The 13,710-nt window shown below is 50.1% G+C and carries 14 protein-coding genes and 1 tRNA gene; 9 read left to right on the plus strand and 6 right to left on the minus strand.

Going from position 1 to position 13,710, the window contains the following annotated elements:
• Positions 1-12 precede the first annotated feature (12 nt).
• The 3 genes from AMM03_RS00275 to AMM03_RS00285 are packed head-to-tail and all read left to right on the plus strand — an operon-like array spanning position 13 to position 2,630.
• Entirely contained in the window at positions 13-1,098 is a 1,086-nt protein-coding gene (locus AMM03_RS00275) for a branched-chain amino acid ABC transporter permease (RefSeq protein WP_194942702.1), read from the plus strand.
• Position 1,099: 1 nt separating this feature from the next.
• Positions 1,100-1,912 carry an ABC transporter ATP-binding protein gene (locus tag AMM03_RS00280; RefSeq protein ID WP_090128501.1) on the plus strand — a complete coding sequence of 271 codons (813 nt, stop codon included), beginning with the start codon at positions 1,100-1,102 and terminating at the stop codon, positions 1,910-1,912.
• A 1-nt stretch (position 1,913) separates the two neighbouring features.
• Complete coding sequence (locus AMM03_RS00285; RefSeq protein ID WP_090128502.1) at positions 1,914-2,630, plus strand: ABC transporter ATP-binding protein; 717 nt, start codon at positions 1,914-1,916, stop codon at positions 2,628-2,630.
• Between the two features lie 45 nt (positions 2,631-2,675).
• Here the strand turns inward: AMM03_RS00285 and AMM03_RS00290 are convergent, their stop codons facing one another.
• Together AMM03_RS00290 and AMM03_RS00295 are read right to left on the minus strand one after the other, a co-directional pair.
• The gene (locus AMM03_RS00290) at positions 2,676-3,698 is read right to left on the minus strand and encodes a Bug family tripartite tricarboxylate transporter substrate binding protein (protein ID WP_228764516.1); all 1,023 of its coding nucleotides are present in this window, start codon (positions 3,696-3,698) and stop codon (positions 2,676-2,678) included.
• A complete protein-coding gene (locus tag AMM03_RS00295; RefSeq protein WP_090128503.1) occupies positions 3,695-4,741 on the minus strand; it encodes a CDP-6-deoxy-delta-3,4-glucoseen reductase in 1,047 nt (348 codons plus the stop codon). Before AMM03_RS00295 ends, AMM03_RS00290 begins: the two co-directional genes overlap by 4 nt.
• Before the next feature lie 44 nt (positions 4,742-4,785).
• Here AMM03_RS00295 and AMM03_RS00300 point away from each other — a divergent pair, with 44 nt between their 5' ends.
• Positions 4,786-5,742 carry an SDR family oxidoreductase gene (locus AMM03_RS00300; RefSeq protein ID WP_090128504.1) on the plus strand — a complete coding sequence of 319 codons (957 nt, stop codon included), beginning with the start codon at positions 4,786-4,788 and terminating at the stop codon, positions 5,740-5,742.
• Positions 5,743-5,792: 50 nt separating this feature from the next.
• Here AMM03_RS00300 and AMM03_RS00305 read toward each other — a convergent pair whose 3' ends face one another.
• Positions 5,793-6,347 (minus strand): hypothetical protein, encoded by a 555-nt coding sequence (locus AMM03_RS00305; RefSeq protein ID WP_090128505.1) that lies wholly within the window; start codon positions 6,345-6,347, stop codon positions 5,793-5,795.
• A gap of 35 nt (positions 6,348-6,382) precedes the next feature.
• A tRNA-Leu gene (locus tag AMM03_RS00310) sits at positions 6,383-6,467 on the minus strand.
• A gap of 111 nt (positions 6,468-6,578) precedes the next feature.
• On the opposite strand from AMM03_RS00310, the gene AMM03_RS00315 reads away from it, so the two are divergent.
• Positions 6,579-8,324: a cation:proton antiporter gene (locus tag AMM03_RS00315; RefSeq protein WP_090128506.1), complete on the plus strand. Its 1,746-nt coding sequence runs from the start codon at positions 6,579-6,581 to the stop codon at positions 8,322-8,324.
• 225 nt (positions 8,325-8,549) lie between these two features.
• Here the strand turns inward: AMM03_RS00315 and AMM03_RS00325 are convergent, their stop codons facing one another.
• Together AMM03_RS00325 and AMM03_RS00330 are read right to left on the minus strand one after the other, a co-directional pair.
• Complete coding sequence (locus AMM03_RS00325; protein ID WP_228764517.1) at positions 8,550-9,389, minus strand: amidohydrolase family protein; 840 nt, start codon at positions 9,387-9,389, stop codon at positions 8,550-8,552.
• Positions 9,390-9,400: 11 nt separating this feature from the next.
• Positions 9,401-10,414, minus strand: a complete 1,014-nt coding sequence (locus AMM03_RS00330; protein ID WP_090128508.1) for an aldo/keto reductase — start codon at positions 10,412-10,414, stop codon at positions 9,401-9,403.
• A 128-nt stretch (positions 10,415-10,542) separates the two neighbouring features.
• Here AMM03_RS00330 and AMM03_RS00335 point away from each other — a divergent pair, with 128 nt between their 5' ends.
• Genes AMM03_RS00335 through AMM03_RS00350 form a run of 4 tightly spaced genes read left to right on the plus strand, consistent with a single transcriptional unit; the run spans position 10,543 to position 13,707 of the window.
• On the plus strand, positions 10,543-10,983 hold the full coding sequence (locus AMM03_RS00335; RefSeq protein WP_090128509.1) for an RbsD/FucU family protein: 441 nt from the start codon (positions 10,543-10,545) through the stop codon (positions 10,981-10,983).
• Between the two features lie 4 nt (positions 10,984-10,987).
• Positions 10,988-11,728, plus strand: a complete 741-nt coding sequence (locus AMM03_RS00340; protein WP_090128510.1) for a GntR family transcriptional regulator — start codon at positions 10,988-10,990, stop codon at positions 11,726-11,728.
• On the plus strand, positions 11,725-12,657 hold the full coding sequence (locus AMM03_RS00345) for a dihydrodipicolinate synthase family protein (protein WP_228764519.1): 933 nt from the start codon (positions 11,725-11,727) through the stop codon (positions 12,655-12,657). Before AMM03_RS00340 ends, AMM03_RS00345 begins: the two co-directional genes overlap by 4 nt.
• Before the next feature lie 30 nt (positions 12,658-12,687).
• The gene (locus AMM03_RS00350; RefSeq protein ID WP_090128511.1) at positions 12,688-13,707 is read left to right on the plus strand and encodes a sialic acid TRAP transporter substrate-binding protein SiaP; all 1,020 of its coding nucleotides are present in this window, start codon (positions 12,688-12,690) and stop codon (positions 13,705-13,707) included.
• Positions 13,708-13,710: the final 3 nt, after the last annotated feature.

The raw sequence follows: 13,710 nt of genomic DNA on the forward strand, positions 1-13,710 counted from the left end.
GTGAGAATTGATATGAACCTCTCAAAGAACCAAAAAACAATGGCACTGGGCGTCTTGCTTTTGGTGCTGCCCTTGGTGTTGCAGCAGTTTGGCAACGCCTGGGTCCGAATTGCCGACATGGCGTTGCTTTACGTCCTCCTGGCTGTGGGCCTCAACATTGTGGTGGGCTATGCTGGCCTACTAGATTTAGGCTATGTCGCCTTCTTTGCTGTGGGCGCTTACATGTATGGCTTGTTGGCATCACCTCATTTGTTTGAAACTTTTCCATTAGTTGCTGCCATGTTCCCTGGTGGCTTGCACATGCCGCTTTGGGTTATTGTGCCGGTCGCTGCGGCCTTGGCGGGATTGTTTGGCATGCTGCTAGGTGCGCCGACTCTCAAACTCAGGGGCGATTACTTGGCCATCGTGACCTTGGGCTTTGGTGAAATCATTCGTGTCTTTTTGAACAACTTGGATCAACCTGTCAACATCACTAACGGACCCAAGGGTTTGAATCAAATTGATCCGATTCATTTCTTTGGCATCAATCTAGGCAAAAAACTGGATCTATTTGGTTTTGAGTTGCCTTCGGTCAGTTTGTACTACTACTTATTTTTAGCCTTGGTTCTTGTGACGCTGCTCATTTCGTACCGCTTAGAAGTCTCGCGCATTGGCCGTGCGTGGATGGCCATTCGGGAAGATGAAATTGCAGCCAAAGCCATGGGCTTGAACACGCGCAACCTCAAGCTCATGGCGTTTGGCATGGGCGCTACCTTTGGTGGCATTTCGGGGGCCATGTTTGCTGGTTTCCAGGGATTTATTTCACCAGAGTCCTTTAGCCTGATGGAGTCCGTCATGATTGTGGCCATGGTGGTTTTGGGTGGCCTGGGACATTTGCCGGGCGTGGTGCTAGGCGCTGTTTTGTTGTCAGCTTTGCCTGAAGTGTTGCGCTATATAGCAGGCCCTTTGCAATCGATGACCGATGGTCGATTGGATGCGGCCATCTTGAGGCAGTTGCTCATTGCCTTGGCCATGATTGTGATCATGCTGATGAAGCCCAGAGGTTTGTGGCCATCCCATGAGCATGGCAAAGCACTGCAGAAGAAAGAGGGTGCTTAAGATGAACACCCCAAACATAAGCACTACAAGCGCTACAAGCACTTCAAGCAACACCGTTTTAAAAGTTGCAGGCATCTCAAAACGTTTCGGTGGCCTGCAAGCTTTGTCCGACGTCGGCATGACCATTGAACGTGGTCAGGTGTATGGGCTCATTGGTCCCAACGGTGCAGGCAAAACAACCTTCTTCAATGTCATCACGGGCCTCTACACCCCCGACAGCGGCAGCTTTGAATTAGCAGGCAAGCCTTATCAACCCACCGCCGTTCATGAAGTGGCCCAAGCGGGCATTGCGCGAACGTTTCAGAACATCCGTTTGTTTGCCGAAATGACGGCTTTAGAAAACGTCATGGTCGGTCGCCACGTGCGCACCTCTTCGGGCTTGTTGGGGGCTATCTTTAGAACACCCAAATTCAAACAAGAAGAAGCTGAGATTGCCCAACGCGCCCAAGAGTTATTGGATTACGTTGGCATTGGCCAATACGCCGATTACCGCGCACGGACCTTGTCCTATGGCGATCAACGCAGGTTGGAAATTGCCCGGGCGCTGGCCACCGACCCGCAGCTTATTGCTTTGGACGAGCCCGCTGCAGGCATGAATGCCACCGAAAAAATACAGTTGCGTGCTTTGATCGATCAAATCCGAAAAGACAATCGCACCATCTTGTTAATTGAACACGACGTCAAGCTGGTCATGGGTTTGTGTGACCGTGTCACGGTGCTGGATTACGGCAAGCAAATTGCAGAAGGCACACCGGCTGAAGTGCAGAAAAACGAAAAAGTAATCGAAGCCTATTTGGGCACCGGAGGACATTGAGATGACGGCCACATTGTTGAAAGTCAAGGGCCTTCAGGTGGCCTACGGCGGCATTCAGGCGGTCAAAGGCATTGACTTTGAAGTCCACGAGGGCGAGCTGGTGTCTCTGATCGGCTCTAACGGCGCTGGCAAGACCACCACCATGAAAGCCATCACCGGTTCATTGCCGCTGCATGCAGGCGACATTGAGTATCTGGGCCAAAGCATTGTGGGACAAGGCCCCTGGGATTTGGTCAAGCAAGGCTTGGCCATGGTGCCCGAAGGCCGTGGTGTATTTACACGCATGACCATCATCGAAAACTTGCTGATGGGGGCCTACATCCGCAACGACAAAGCCGCCATCCAAGACGACATGGAAAAGGTCTTTCACACCTTCCCCCGATTGCGTGAACGCAAAGACCAATTGGCTGGCACCATGTCTGGCGGTGAGCAACAAATGCTGGCCATGGGACGCGCCCTAATGAGCCGCCCCAGAGTCTTGTTGTTGGATGAACCCTCCATGGGCCTCTCACCCATCATGGTCGACAAAATATTCGAAGTGGTTCGCGACGTTTTTGCACAAGGTGTCACGGTGCTCTTGGTCGAGCAAAATGCCAGCCGCGCGTTGGCCATTGCCAACCGAGGCTATGTGATGGAATCGGGTTTGATCAGCATGACCGGGCCGGGCCAAGACTTGCTGAACGATCCGAAAGTCAGAGCGGCTTACTTGGGTGAATAAAAAAAGGCGCTGAAACACAGCGCCTTTTCGGGAGCAGGGGCGAGATCAATCCACGCGTGCGCCAGTGGCCTTAACCACGGGCTCGTACTTTGCAAGTTCTCGTTTCATGAAGGCAGAAAATTGCTCCGGTGTGCTGACGACAGGTTCCGCCATCATCAAACCAAAACGAGTTTTGGTTTCAGGTGCGTTCAAAGCAGCCGCAAAGGCTTGATGCAATTTGGCCACCACAGCGGGAGGCGTGGCTGCGGGGGCTACCAAGCCCCACCAAGTGTCCACTTCAAAACCTTTGAGGGTTTCTGACATGGCCGGTATTTCTGGCAAGGAAGCACTTCTTTGCGCGGTGGTGACGGCCAATGCTTTGAGTTTGCCAGCTTTGATATTGGCCGCGGCTGTGGCCAGGTTGTCAAAGTTGAAATCGACTTGTCCCGACAAAAGTGCCAGCTGTGCGGGGTTGCCGCCGTTGTAGGGAATGTGGACGGCAAAAATACCAGCATCGCGTTTGAACATTTCGGCTGCCAAGTGACCCGCGCTGCCATTGCCGCCAGAACCGACATTCAATTTGCCTGGGTTAACTTTTGCATAGGCAATCAAATCGGACAGCGTGTTGATCTTGAGGCGCTGCGCAGTCTCAGCATTCATCACTAGCACATTGGGCACACGCACCATTTGCGTGATGCCCACAAAGTCGTTAGCCGCGTTGAATGGCATCTTGCTGAACAACCAAGGATTGATGGCGTGTGTAGCCACGGCAGCAATGCCAATGGTGTAGCCGTCAGCGGGTGCTTTGGCCACGATGTCGACGCCTAAGTTGCCACCAGCGCCGGGCTTGTTGTCAATGATGACGGTTCCCAAGGTGTCTTTGACCCGTTCAGCCAATGCACGGGCTGTGACATCGATGGGGCCGCCTGGTGCATAAGGCACCACCAAGCGGATAGGCTTGGAAAGAGGTACGTTTGCAGGTGTGTTTGTTTGTGCCTGAACTGGCACAATGCTAGAGGCACAGACACTGATCAAACCTAGCAGCGATTTCAACAGCATGCGCTTTGAATGAGAGTTTTTGAGCATCATGCAGACTCCTTGGCTTTGTCGGCCTCTGTGGTAAATGAATCAGCAAAAAAGGCTTCTTCGGGCAGGCCCGCTTTGCCAATGTAATCGGCCCGTGCCGAGTCCACCACGATGGGTGCGCCGCAGGCATAAACTTGATGGCCGCTTAAATCTGGGAAGTCTTGCAAAACCGCTTGATGAACAAAACCTGTGCGACCTGTCCAAGCATCTTCTGGCAAAGCGTTAGAGACAACGGGGATGTATTTCAATTGGGGCATGTTCTGAACTTGCGCTTCGACCCAATCGCTCATGTACAAATCGGAGGGACGGCGGCCGCCCCAATACAAAGTAGCAGGGCGTGTGATGCCTTTGTGTTGCATGTGTTCGATGAGGGCTTTGATCGGTGCAAAGCCTGTGCCAGAAGCCAACAAAATAATCGGTGCATCTGAGTCTTCGCGCAAAAAGAAGCTGCCGTAGGGCCCTTCAATTCGAAGGATGTCTTTTTCCTTCATGGTGCTGAACACCACATCGGTAAATTTACCGCCAGGCATGTGCCTGATGTGCAATTCGACTTTGGGCGCAGCAGGATCCAAGGTGTGAGGCGCATTGGCCATGCTGTAGCTTCTGCGTGAGCCATCGCGCAACAAAAACTCCACATACTGCCCGGCATGAAATTTCATGACGTCAGTGGCGGGTAGTTGCATGAAGACGGACATCACATCGTCCGATTTTTTCTCGAGGCTGACTACGCGCACTGGCATTTTTTTGATGGGGAAACTGCCTTCTTCGGTCACTTGGCGTGATTCCAAAACTACATCGCTTTGCGCTGTAGAGCAGCAAGTCAAAATCAGCCCCTGAGCTTCTTCCTCGGCACTAAGGGCTTTGGCTTGGTGTTCGCCATGAATCACAGTGCCTGATAGTTTCTTGCATTTGCAAGAACCGCAAGCACCGTCTTTGCAGCCGTAGGGCAGGCCAATGCCCTGACGGATGCCAGCTGCCAACAAAGTTTCGGAGGCATCTGCACTGAAAATACGGCCACTGGGTTGAACGCTGATTTGAAAGCTCATCTTTTCGGTATCCTAGGGGGTCATCAATTTGTGAATCCCTGATTTTGCCCTCAAACCAAACCCCTTTGGGCGCTTTGCCCTCCCGCTTTCGAAAAGAACGGGTCTTGATCGTCGGCTGTGGCGATGTGGGGCAGCGTGCTGCCAAACAATTGGTGGGCCGCACAAAGGTCATGGCCTTGACTTCTAGTCCAGACAAGCTAGCCGATTTCAGGGCGCAGGGTATCACCCCCGTATTGGGCAATTTGGACTTTCCCGAAACCCTGCAACGGCTGTCTGGTTGGGCCACAAGGGTCTTGCACTTGGCGCCGCCACCTTCCGATCGTGTGGGCGATTGGTCTACCGACCCCAGAACTTTGAATTTGACCAGGGCACTCAAAAAAAGAATGTTGCCCCAGTCTTTGGTCTATGGGTCAACCAGCGGTGTGTATGGCGACTGTCAGGGGCAATGGGTTTCTGAGTCTCAACCTGTCAAGCCACACACCCCCAGGGCCATGCGCCGTGTCGATGCCGAAAAGGTGGTGCGGTATTTGGGGCGTTCGGGGGTGCGTACATCTATCTTGCGCATTCCTGGCATTTATGCGCCTGACCGTGTCAATGGCACGCCGCGCGAGAGGATTCTCAAGGGAACGCCTGTACTGGTAGAGCAAGACGATGTGTACACCAACCACATTCATTCCGATGATTTGGCCCGAGCTTGCGTGGCGACACTTTGGCGCGGCAAGTCTCAGCGCGTATTTCATGTGAGTGACGATACGCATTTAAAGATGGGCGATTATTTTGATGCCGCTGCCGATCTCATGGGCCTCAAGCGCCCGCCACGCGTGCCGAGAAGCCAAGCGCAAGAAAGGTTGCCACTGATGTTGTTGAGCTTCATGAGTGAATCGCGGCGGCTTCGCAATGATCGGCTGAAGAAAGAATTGCGAGTGACATTAAAGTACTCGAGCATTCAAGAAGGTTTAAAGTCGATGGCCGCCTCAAATGCAAATAGGTCGGGCGGCTGAGTCATAGCACATTCGTGCGACTTTTAAGGTCAGCCTGCCTTAGACAGCGCTTAGTTTTTGGGCTGAGAAGGCGTAGAAAAATTGAAGCCTTTTTTTTCCAAATAGTCGAGGCTGGCTTTAAAGAGATAGGCGCCAAGCAGTGCGCCGTTTAAGTCACCTAAAAACATCCACAGGCTTGTGGATGCATCAAAAAAATGTTTAATGTCAATGAAGAGCCACGTGGCGTGGTGCAAAAGTGAATTGCACAGGGCATAAGTAACTGTGACGATGGCTAAATCTTTGAGCGAAGTCAGTTGCACACGGCGATTGAAATAAATTCTAAATCCCATCATGGCAACAAGCGGGCCTGCACAGGATGCGACTATGTTCAAGAGCGCAATGCTCAGGGGTTCGTCGAACCACTCCATCAGGATGAAGCCACCCAAAAGGGTGGCTATCGTGCCGTAAAAGGGTCCCATGACCAATATGTTGAAGAGGCGCAGAAAAGCTGGGAGGTAAATCAGCGAAACATGGGAGTTGATGTTGGCAAAATCAAACAGCCAAGCATTCATGCCGTGTGCAAGGGGAAACACAACAGCCAGAACAATGATGATGAGGAAATTCATTTCGCAATGAGTAAGGTTCGAATCGCTGTATTCGATGGTGCCCGAGGCCGGAATCGAACCGGCACGCCTTGCGGCGGGGGATTTTGAGTCCCCTGCGTCTACCAATTTCACCACCCGGGCGGATTGCGAAGACAGCGATTATGACATATTTTTTTAGAAAATTTGAGTTCCTTTCATTCAAAGATACAGCAGATTTCACAGTGGTCATTCAATTTAGTTAGGATGTCCCTCATGACCTCATTGGAATTAACCCTTTTGTATTTATTGGCTGCAGTGCTGGGCGTGGTGGGTTGCCGATTTCTGAAGTTGCCCCCAATGTTGGGTTACTTGGTGGTGGGTGTGGTCATTGGCCCCAATGCGCTGGCGTTTGCGCAAAGCTCTGAGGGCATTCGCCACCTGGCAGAGTTTGGTGTTGTGTTTCTTATGTTTGTCATCGGGCTCGAATTCAATCTGCCTAAATTGAAAGCCATGCGGCGGTTTGTGTTTGGACTGGGTTTATTTCAGGTGGTCCTCACTATTTGCATGGTGACAACTGTTTCTGTTTTCCTTAGCGTCATGGCCCCTACTTTGTGGGGCATGAGTTGGCAAACAGCTTTGACTTTGGCAGGCGCTTTGGCCATGAGCAGCACCGCCATTGTCATTAAGCTGATGTCTGACCGGCTGGAGCTGGACTCTGAATACGGCAAGCGTGTGCTGGGCGTCTTGTTGTTTCAAGACTTGGCCGTCGTGCCCTTGCTGGTCTTGATTCCTGCACTCAATGCGCCGCCAGAAGAGTTAATGACGGCTTTGTTTTTTGCAGCTGCCAAAGCAGTTGTGTTGATCACCCTTTTGTTAACGGGTGGGCAGCGAGTCATGCGTTGGTGGCTGTTGTTGGTGGCTCGCCGTCAAACGGAAGAATTGTTTGTCCTGAATGTTTTGTTAATTACCTTGGGGCTGGCTTGGTTAACGGAGCTCGCAGGCTTGAGTCTGGCCTTGGGTGCCTTTGTAGCGGGTATGTTGATCTCTGAGACTGAGTTCAAACATCGCGTTGAAACAGATATCAAACCTTTTCACGATGTCTTGTTAGGTTTGTTCTTCATTACGATTGGCATGATGCTCGATTGGCGCATCATTTGGGATCGTTGGGCATTCGTCTTATTTTTGGTCACGCTGCCCGTCGTCTTTAAGTTTGTCTTGATTGCCGCACTGACCCGGATGGGTGGCGCTAGTGAAGGTATTTCGTTGCGCACGGGCTTGTATTTGGCGCAGGCAGGCGAATTCGGATTTGTGTTGCTCACACTGGGCAATCAACACAACTTGATTCCGCCAGATTGGTTGAATCCTGTTTTGGCCAGCATGGTGCTTTCGATGATGGCCACGCCTTTCATCATCATGCATGCCAATCAGTGGGTCATGAAATGGTCTGCCAGTGACTGGCTTGAGCAGTCACTTGAGATGACGCAGTTGGCGCAAAAAAGCATCAACACCGAAAAGCACATCATCATTTGCGGCTATGGCCGATGTGGTCAAAATTTGGCCAAGTTGTTGAAGACGCAAGAGATTCCTTACCTGGCATTGGACTTGGATCCCGATCGTGTCAATCGCGCTATTTCTCAAGGTGATCATGTCGCCTATGGCGATGCGGCCAGACTGCAATCTCTGATGGCGGTCGGGTTGGAGCGCGCCAGTGCGGTGGTCATCACTTATTTAGACAATGCCTCTGCCTTCAAGGTCTTGGATTTGGCGCGAGAGCATGCACCCCATGTGCCTGTGGTGGTCAGAACGCAAGACGATCACGATTTGGCCAAGTTTCAAGCAGCTGGCGCTTCAGAGGTTGTGCCAGAAACCATCGAAGGTTCTTTGATGTTGGCAACGCATGCGCTTGCTTTGGTGGGTGTTCCGATGAAACGCGTGATCAGAATGGTTCAAGCTCAAAGACTTCAGCGCTATGAACTGTTGCGCGATTTTGATCCGGGTGAAAAAGCCGAAGAAAAATAGTTTGATTTTTAAATGATCATGAACACTGGCGTAGCCACTTTTTTGTTATTTTTAGGCATTCGGAAATTTTTCAGTCGAAATCGTTGCTGAATAAAATCAGCTTGCACAAAAGCTTGAGTGCAGGGTTGTCTTCTAGGCTGGACTCGTTGACGGCCACCCAACAACATCAAAGCCGCCAAAAAATGACCCAATACGCCCAACTTTTAATTGGGTAAATAAACAAGTTCAAAGTTTGTAGATATTTTTTGCATTGATGCCAAGTATCAAATCTTGTTCGCCCTTGCTGTAGTGTGCTATCAGCTTGAGACTAAATTCCCGCCACGCCGAATACGATCCGGCCAGTTCCAAAACTGGCCAGTCGCTGCCCCAAATCAATCGGTGAGGCGTCCAAATTTCAAGCAAGGCTTTGCCCCATGGCTGTACTGATACAACGGGCTGACCCCTGGCTGCTTCAGTCCAAAGTCCCGAAAGCTTGCACATGACTTGGTGATTGTCTGTCGCTTGGGCAAGCTGTTTCATTTGATTTTCCCAACTCAACATTTCAGACTTATGGATGATGGGTTTAGCGCCGTGGTCGATCACAATTTTTAAGCTTGGATGGGCGCGTGACACTGCCAAAATCTGTTGGATATGAATCGGCTTGATCAGTGCATCTAAAACCAAATTGCGTTCTGCCATGGCATTCAAGACGGGTTGAATCTGGGGCTGCAAAATCCAATTGGGATCAGCAATGTCTTGTAGCATGGGTCTGAGGCCTTTGAGCTTAGGCGATGCAGCGCACAGTGCCACCTTGTGGATGGCGTCCTCGGCCAGCATGTCGATCCATCCAACAACCCCTTTGACCATAGGATGCATGTGGGCCTGATGCAATAAAAACAGAGTTTCTTCAAAGGTGGGTGCAGCTTGTACCAAAACACCGCCCTTGATCTTGTGCACATCAGCCTGATTAGCCCAGTCAGAAATCTTGACATCGCGATAGATAGGCCAAAGTTCTGGCGTTAACCAGTCGTAATCGCCACGGTCCAGTTGCCACGCGTGAAAGTGGGCGTCGATCATTTGCGTCATGCTTCAGAAAATTAGGTGGGAGTTGGTGCTTCTTCAGGGATTAAGTGAGCGCTTTTGAGCTGGCGCCAAAATTCGGAAGGTATTGACTCTTTTTCTGCTAATCGCGATTCCTGCCATTCAAGTTCAGAGCGAATTCCCAGCATAACGATGTGAGTTGCTGGATGTGCCAATGCAAATTGCAAGGCGGCCGATCTTAAATTCACAGAAAACAAATCGGCAATATTTTGAATTTTGAACGCTTTTTGTAGCCACGCCTCACTGGCTGGCGCATAGTTGAAAGTCACTTGTGAGTCTGGCAGCAATCTCTTAGCCAAAATGCCAGAGTTGTAAACTCCGCCCAATGCCAAAGAGACTTGCCTACTTAACAGCTCGGGCAAGAGTTGGGACAAAGCGGAAGTGTCTAGAAGCGTGTATCGGCCAGCTAACATTAGGGTATCAAAGTCAGCGTCCTTGAGAGCATTTAAGACCACTTTGTGATCGTTCACGCCCAACCCAATGTGAGTTATTAAACCTTCTTGCTTGAGTTGGCCAAGCGTTGGCAAGGTCTCAGAGATGACTTGGTGAAAAACTGTTTTGTAATTCTCGCCATGAGTTGCTTCGTCAATGTCGTGCACATAAACTGCATCCAAACGCGACAAGCCCAATCTAGTCAAGCTGTCCTCAATGCTTTTTCGGACGCCTGATCCTGAAAAATCCCAGTGCTGTACAAAAGACAAACCGTCTACATAGCTGAACTGTTGTCGAGGAACTTGGTGGGAGGGCGTGAGAAGCCTGCCAACTTTAGATGAAATTTTGAAACTGTTTCTGTCTTTTTCTCCTAAAAATTGACCCAAGCGTTTCTCAGACAAGCCATGACCGTAATGTGGCGCGGTGTCAAAACTGCGACATCCATCGTCCCAGGAAATCTTCAAGACCCTTTGGGTTTCATCCTCGGTCATGGGTGTGAATAAATTGCCCAAAGGGGCGCCACCTAAACCCAAGCGTGCACCGTCATTGCAATTGAAATAGGGTTTTGATAGATTCATAAAAGTTGGTTTTAGACTCGATCCTAGTGCGCAAGCCAATCAATGAAAAGCTTAGTTGTTGTTTAACGATACCAAGGGTAATTGCTAGGGCATTGAAGCATGCGCCCTAACTAACATGTTACCTATTCATGCTAAAAAATTTGCCCCCCCTGTTAACACCGAACCTACTTTTTGGACTTTCCAAAATGGGGCATGGCGATTGGTTGGCCATTGTTGACGCCAATTTTCCGGCGCACAGAGTTTCAGAGGAGGCCGGTGCAGAGCTCATCGTAATGCCGGGCCTGAGTACCACCTTGGTGCTTGAAGCCATTTTGCATGTATTTCCAATCGATAATTTTGAAAAAAACAGCAGTTTGACCATGCAGGTCGTTGGTGATGTGTCCACAATGCCTGAGCCGGTTTCTGAATTCAGGCGCATGTTGAACCATCAGGGCGAGACCAATCCAGAAGCCATCGAGCGCTTTGCTTTCTATGAATTAGCGCGTACTTCATGCGTTGTGGTTCAAACGGGCGATTTACGCAAATACGCCAACATCTTGCTTCGCAAGGGCGTCATTTCAGTTGATTGAGATCATGAACTGCCCACCCCTCAAACAATCGTTGCGGGCCCGTGCGTACGAAAATTTTCGTCAGCAAATACTGAAGGCCAATGTCGTGCCTGGTCAGTTTGTCTCGCAAAGAGAACTCACTCAGTTATTAGACATGCCTTTGGGTGCTGTTCGGGAGTTAATTCCGCGTTTGGAGGCCGAAGGCTTATTGCGCACCGTACCGCAGCGAGGCCTTCAAATTGCGCATGTCGATTTGAATTTGATTCACAACGCTTTCCAATTGCGCGCCATGCTTGAGCGTGAGGCGGCCCTGCATTTTGTCAAAGCTGCAAGTGACGCTGAACTGCAACTGATAGAGCAATCTCATTTGGCCATTGTCGAAGCCGCCACACAAGGGCCCATCACGGATGAGTTGTTGGCGGAAGCAACCTCTGTTGATTGGGGCCTGCATGATTTGATGATCGACACCTTGGGCAACGATTTGATTTCCCAAACTTATCGAATCAACAGCTTGCGTGTGCGACTGATTCACCTAGAGCGCTCGACTTTGTCTGCTGATATTTTGTTACCTGCCATGCAAGAGCATCTAAATTTAATTTCAGCGCTTAAAGCGCGAGATGCAACAGCTGTGGCTGAGCACTTGGCCTTTCACATTCGCAGTGCACACCAGCGCGTGTTGGGACAGGATCGACGGATGTATCAGTCCACGTCAAGTCATAGCACTGGCAAATCAATTCTTTCTCAATTTCAAACGGAGTTCTCGTGAGCATACAAACTATCAACGCCCGTAATGGCTTTCATGGCATCTGGCCAGCCATGCTGACGCCATTGGACGAAGCCCTGAATATCGACCATGCCAAATTGGCGACTCATGCGCATTCATTATTGGGCGCTGGATGTGGTGGCGTGACAATTTTTGGCACAACCGGGGAAGGACCTTCGTTCTCTTTGCGTGAACGAAAAGAAGCCTTAGAGCAATTGATCGCAAGAGGTTTCCCTGCGGACCGCATCATGGTCTCTACCAGCTGCGCAGCCTTGGTTGAAACCACCGAGCTCACGCAACATGCTGTGGACTTGGGAGTTCATGGTTGCCTGGTATTGCCCCCCTTCTTTTTCAAAGGTGTCAGCGATGAGGGCATCGTCAATGGCTATGCGCAAGTCATCGACGGCGTCAATCGGAGCAATTGGCGCCTTTATCTTTATCACATACCTCAAGTCATTGGTGTATCCCTCGCACACGAAGTGATCCGCCAATTGGTCAGTCGATATCCGCAAATCATTGTGGGGATCAAGGACAGCGCTTGCGATCAAGCGCATTCAGTGGCTTTGGCCAAAGCCTTTATGCCGCCTCTGACGGTTTACGTTGGCTTCGAGCCCGACTTAACCACCATGGGCCCTATGGGAAGCACGGGGGCCATCAGTGGTTTGGCCAATTTCATGCCCAGAGTGGTTCATCGAATGGTGCTGTCGTCAAAGGATCCTCAAACTAGCAAAGATGCAAAACGAATCCAAGGCATATTGGAACTGCTAAAGCCCCATTCACTCATGCCAGCCTTGAAAGGCGTCATGGCAGCTTTGAGTCATGATTCCAGTTGGTTGCGTGTTCGTTCACCACTGGTGGCCATGACACCCGCTGCTTATGCTCAATTTGCCAAAGAAGTTGATGCCTATAACATCGACCCAATTCACGAATAAACAAACTTTATCCACCCTAAGGAGACTCCTGTGAAAACTCAATCCAAGATGCGTCGTCAAATTGTTGCTGCCTGTGCTTCAGCTGTTGCACTGTGTGGTGTGCTGGGCGTCAGCTCACAAGCTTTGGCGCAAACTAAAATTCCAATGCGCATTTCGACCCCTGCGGTGCCAGACGATTGGCACGCCAAGATGTGGACTGTATTCAAGGAAAATCTTGATAAATCTGCAGCCAATCAATTCGATGTTCAAATCAATTTGAACGCATCCTTGTTCAAGCAGGGTACAGAACCTGCTGCCATGGCACGTGGCAACTTGGAGTTGTCTTCTATCTCGGCTTTCGATATTGCCAAATTGGTTCCGGATTTTTCAATCTTTACTGCTGGTTACGTCATTCGTGATCCTTCTCACCAGCAAAAAGTTTTCAATGGCCCCATCGGCGAAAATTTATTCAAGACAGTTTCAGAAAAAATGGATGTGACCATTTTGTCCACCGTTTATTTGGGTACACGTCAGGTCAATTTGCGTGAAGTGCGCAATGTCAAAACACCCGCAGATTTGAAGGGCATCAAATTGCGCATGCCAGGCACCAAAGAATGGTTGTTCTTGGGCGAAGCGTTGGGTGCAACTGCCACACCCTTGGCATTTGGTGAAGTTTATTTGGGTCTGAAAACAGGCACTATCGATGGACAAGACAATCCTTTGCCTACAGTTCGAGCAGCGAAGTTTTATGAAGTGACCAAGCAACTGGTTTTAACCAACCATTTGGTTGATGGTATTTTCATTGCTATTTCAAATAAAACTTGGAATGGACTCACGGCCGCTCAAAAGCAAAATGTCAAAGCCGCTGCTTTGGCTGCTGCGCAGTACAACAACGAAAACCGTATCAAAGAAGAAGGCCAGATCATTGATTTCTTCAAGAAAGAAGGTCTGCAAGTCACAACACCAGACTTGGATGCATTTCAGAAGTCGGTGCAAGACACATACGCCAAATCTGATTACGCCAAATCCTGGCCAAGCGGATTGCTCGATAGCATCAACAAGACTCGTTGATTT

Origin of the sequence: Limnohabitans sp. Rim11 (genome assembly GCF_001269365.1) — a bacterium.
GTDB lineage: Bacteria > Pseudomonadota > Gammaproteobacteria > Burkholderiales > Burkholderiaceae_C > Limnohabitans_A.

Excerpts from the sequence above, each read along its gene's own strand:
- AMM03_RS00275 (WP_194942702.1), top strand. The coding sequence starts at position 13 with ATGAACCTCTCAAAGAACCAAAAAACAATGGCACTGGGCGTCTTGCTT.
- AMM03_RS00280 (WP_090128501.1), top strand. The coding sequence starts at position 1,100 with ATGAACACCCCAAACATAAGCACTACAAGCGCTACAAGCACTTCAAGC.
- AMM03_RS00285 (WP_090128502.1), top strand. The coding sequence starts at position 1,914 with ATGACGGCCACATTGTTGAAAGTCAAGGGCCTTCAGGTGGCCTACGGC.
- AMM03_RS00290 (WP_228764516.1), bottom strand. The coding sequence starts at position 3,698 with ATGATGCTCAAAAACTCTCATTCAAAGCGCATGCTGTTGAAATCGCTG.
- AMM03_RS00295 (WP_090128503.1), bottom strand. The coding sequence starts at position 4,741 with ATGAGCTTTCAAATCAGCGTTCAACCCAGTGGCCGTATTTTCAGTGCA.
- AMM03_RS00305 (WP_090128505.1), bottom strand. The coding sequence starts at position 6,347 with ATGAATTTCCTCATCATCATTGTTCTGGCTGTTGTGTTTCCCCTTGCA.
- AMM03_RS00315 (WP_090128506.1), top strand. The coding sequence starts at position 6,579 with ATGACCTCATTGGAATTAACCCTTTTGTATTTATTGGCTGCAGTGCTG.
- AMM03_RS00325 (WP_228764517.1), bottom strand. The coding sequence starts at position 9,389 with ATGACGCAAATGATCGACGCCCACTTTCACGCGTGGCAACTGGACCGT.
- AMM03_RS00330 (WP_090128508.1), bottom strand. The coding sequence starts at position 10,414 with ATGAATCTATCAAAACCCTATTTCAATTGCAATGACGGTGCACGCTTG.
- AMM03_RS00335 (WP_090128509.1), top strand. The coding sequence starts at position 10,543 with ATGCTAAAAAATTTGCCCCCCCTGTTAACACCGAACCTACTTTTTGGA.
- AMM03_RS00340 (WP_090128510.1), top strand. The coding sequence starts at position 10,988 with ATGAACTGCCCACCCCTCAAACAATCGTTGCGGGCCCGTGCGTACGAA.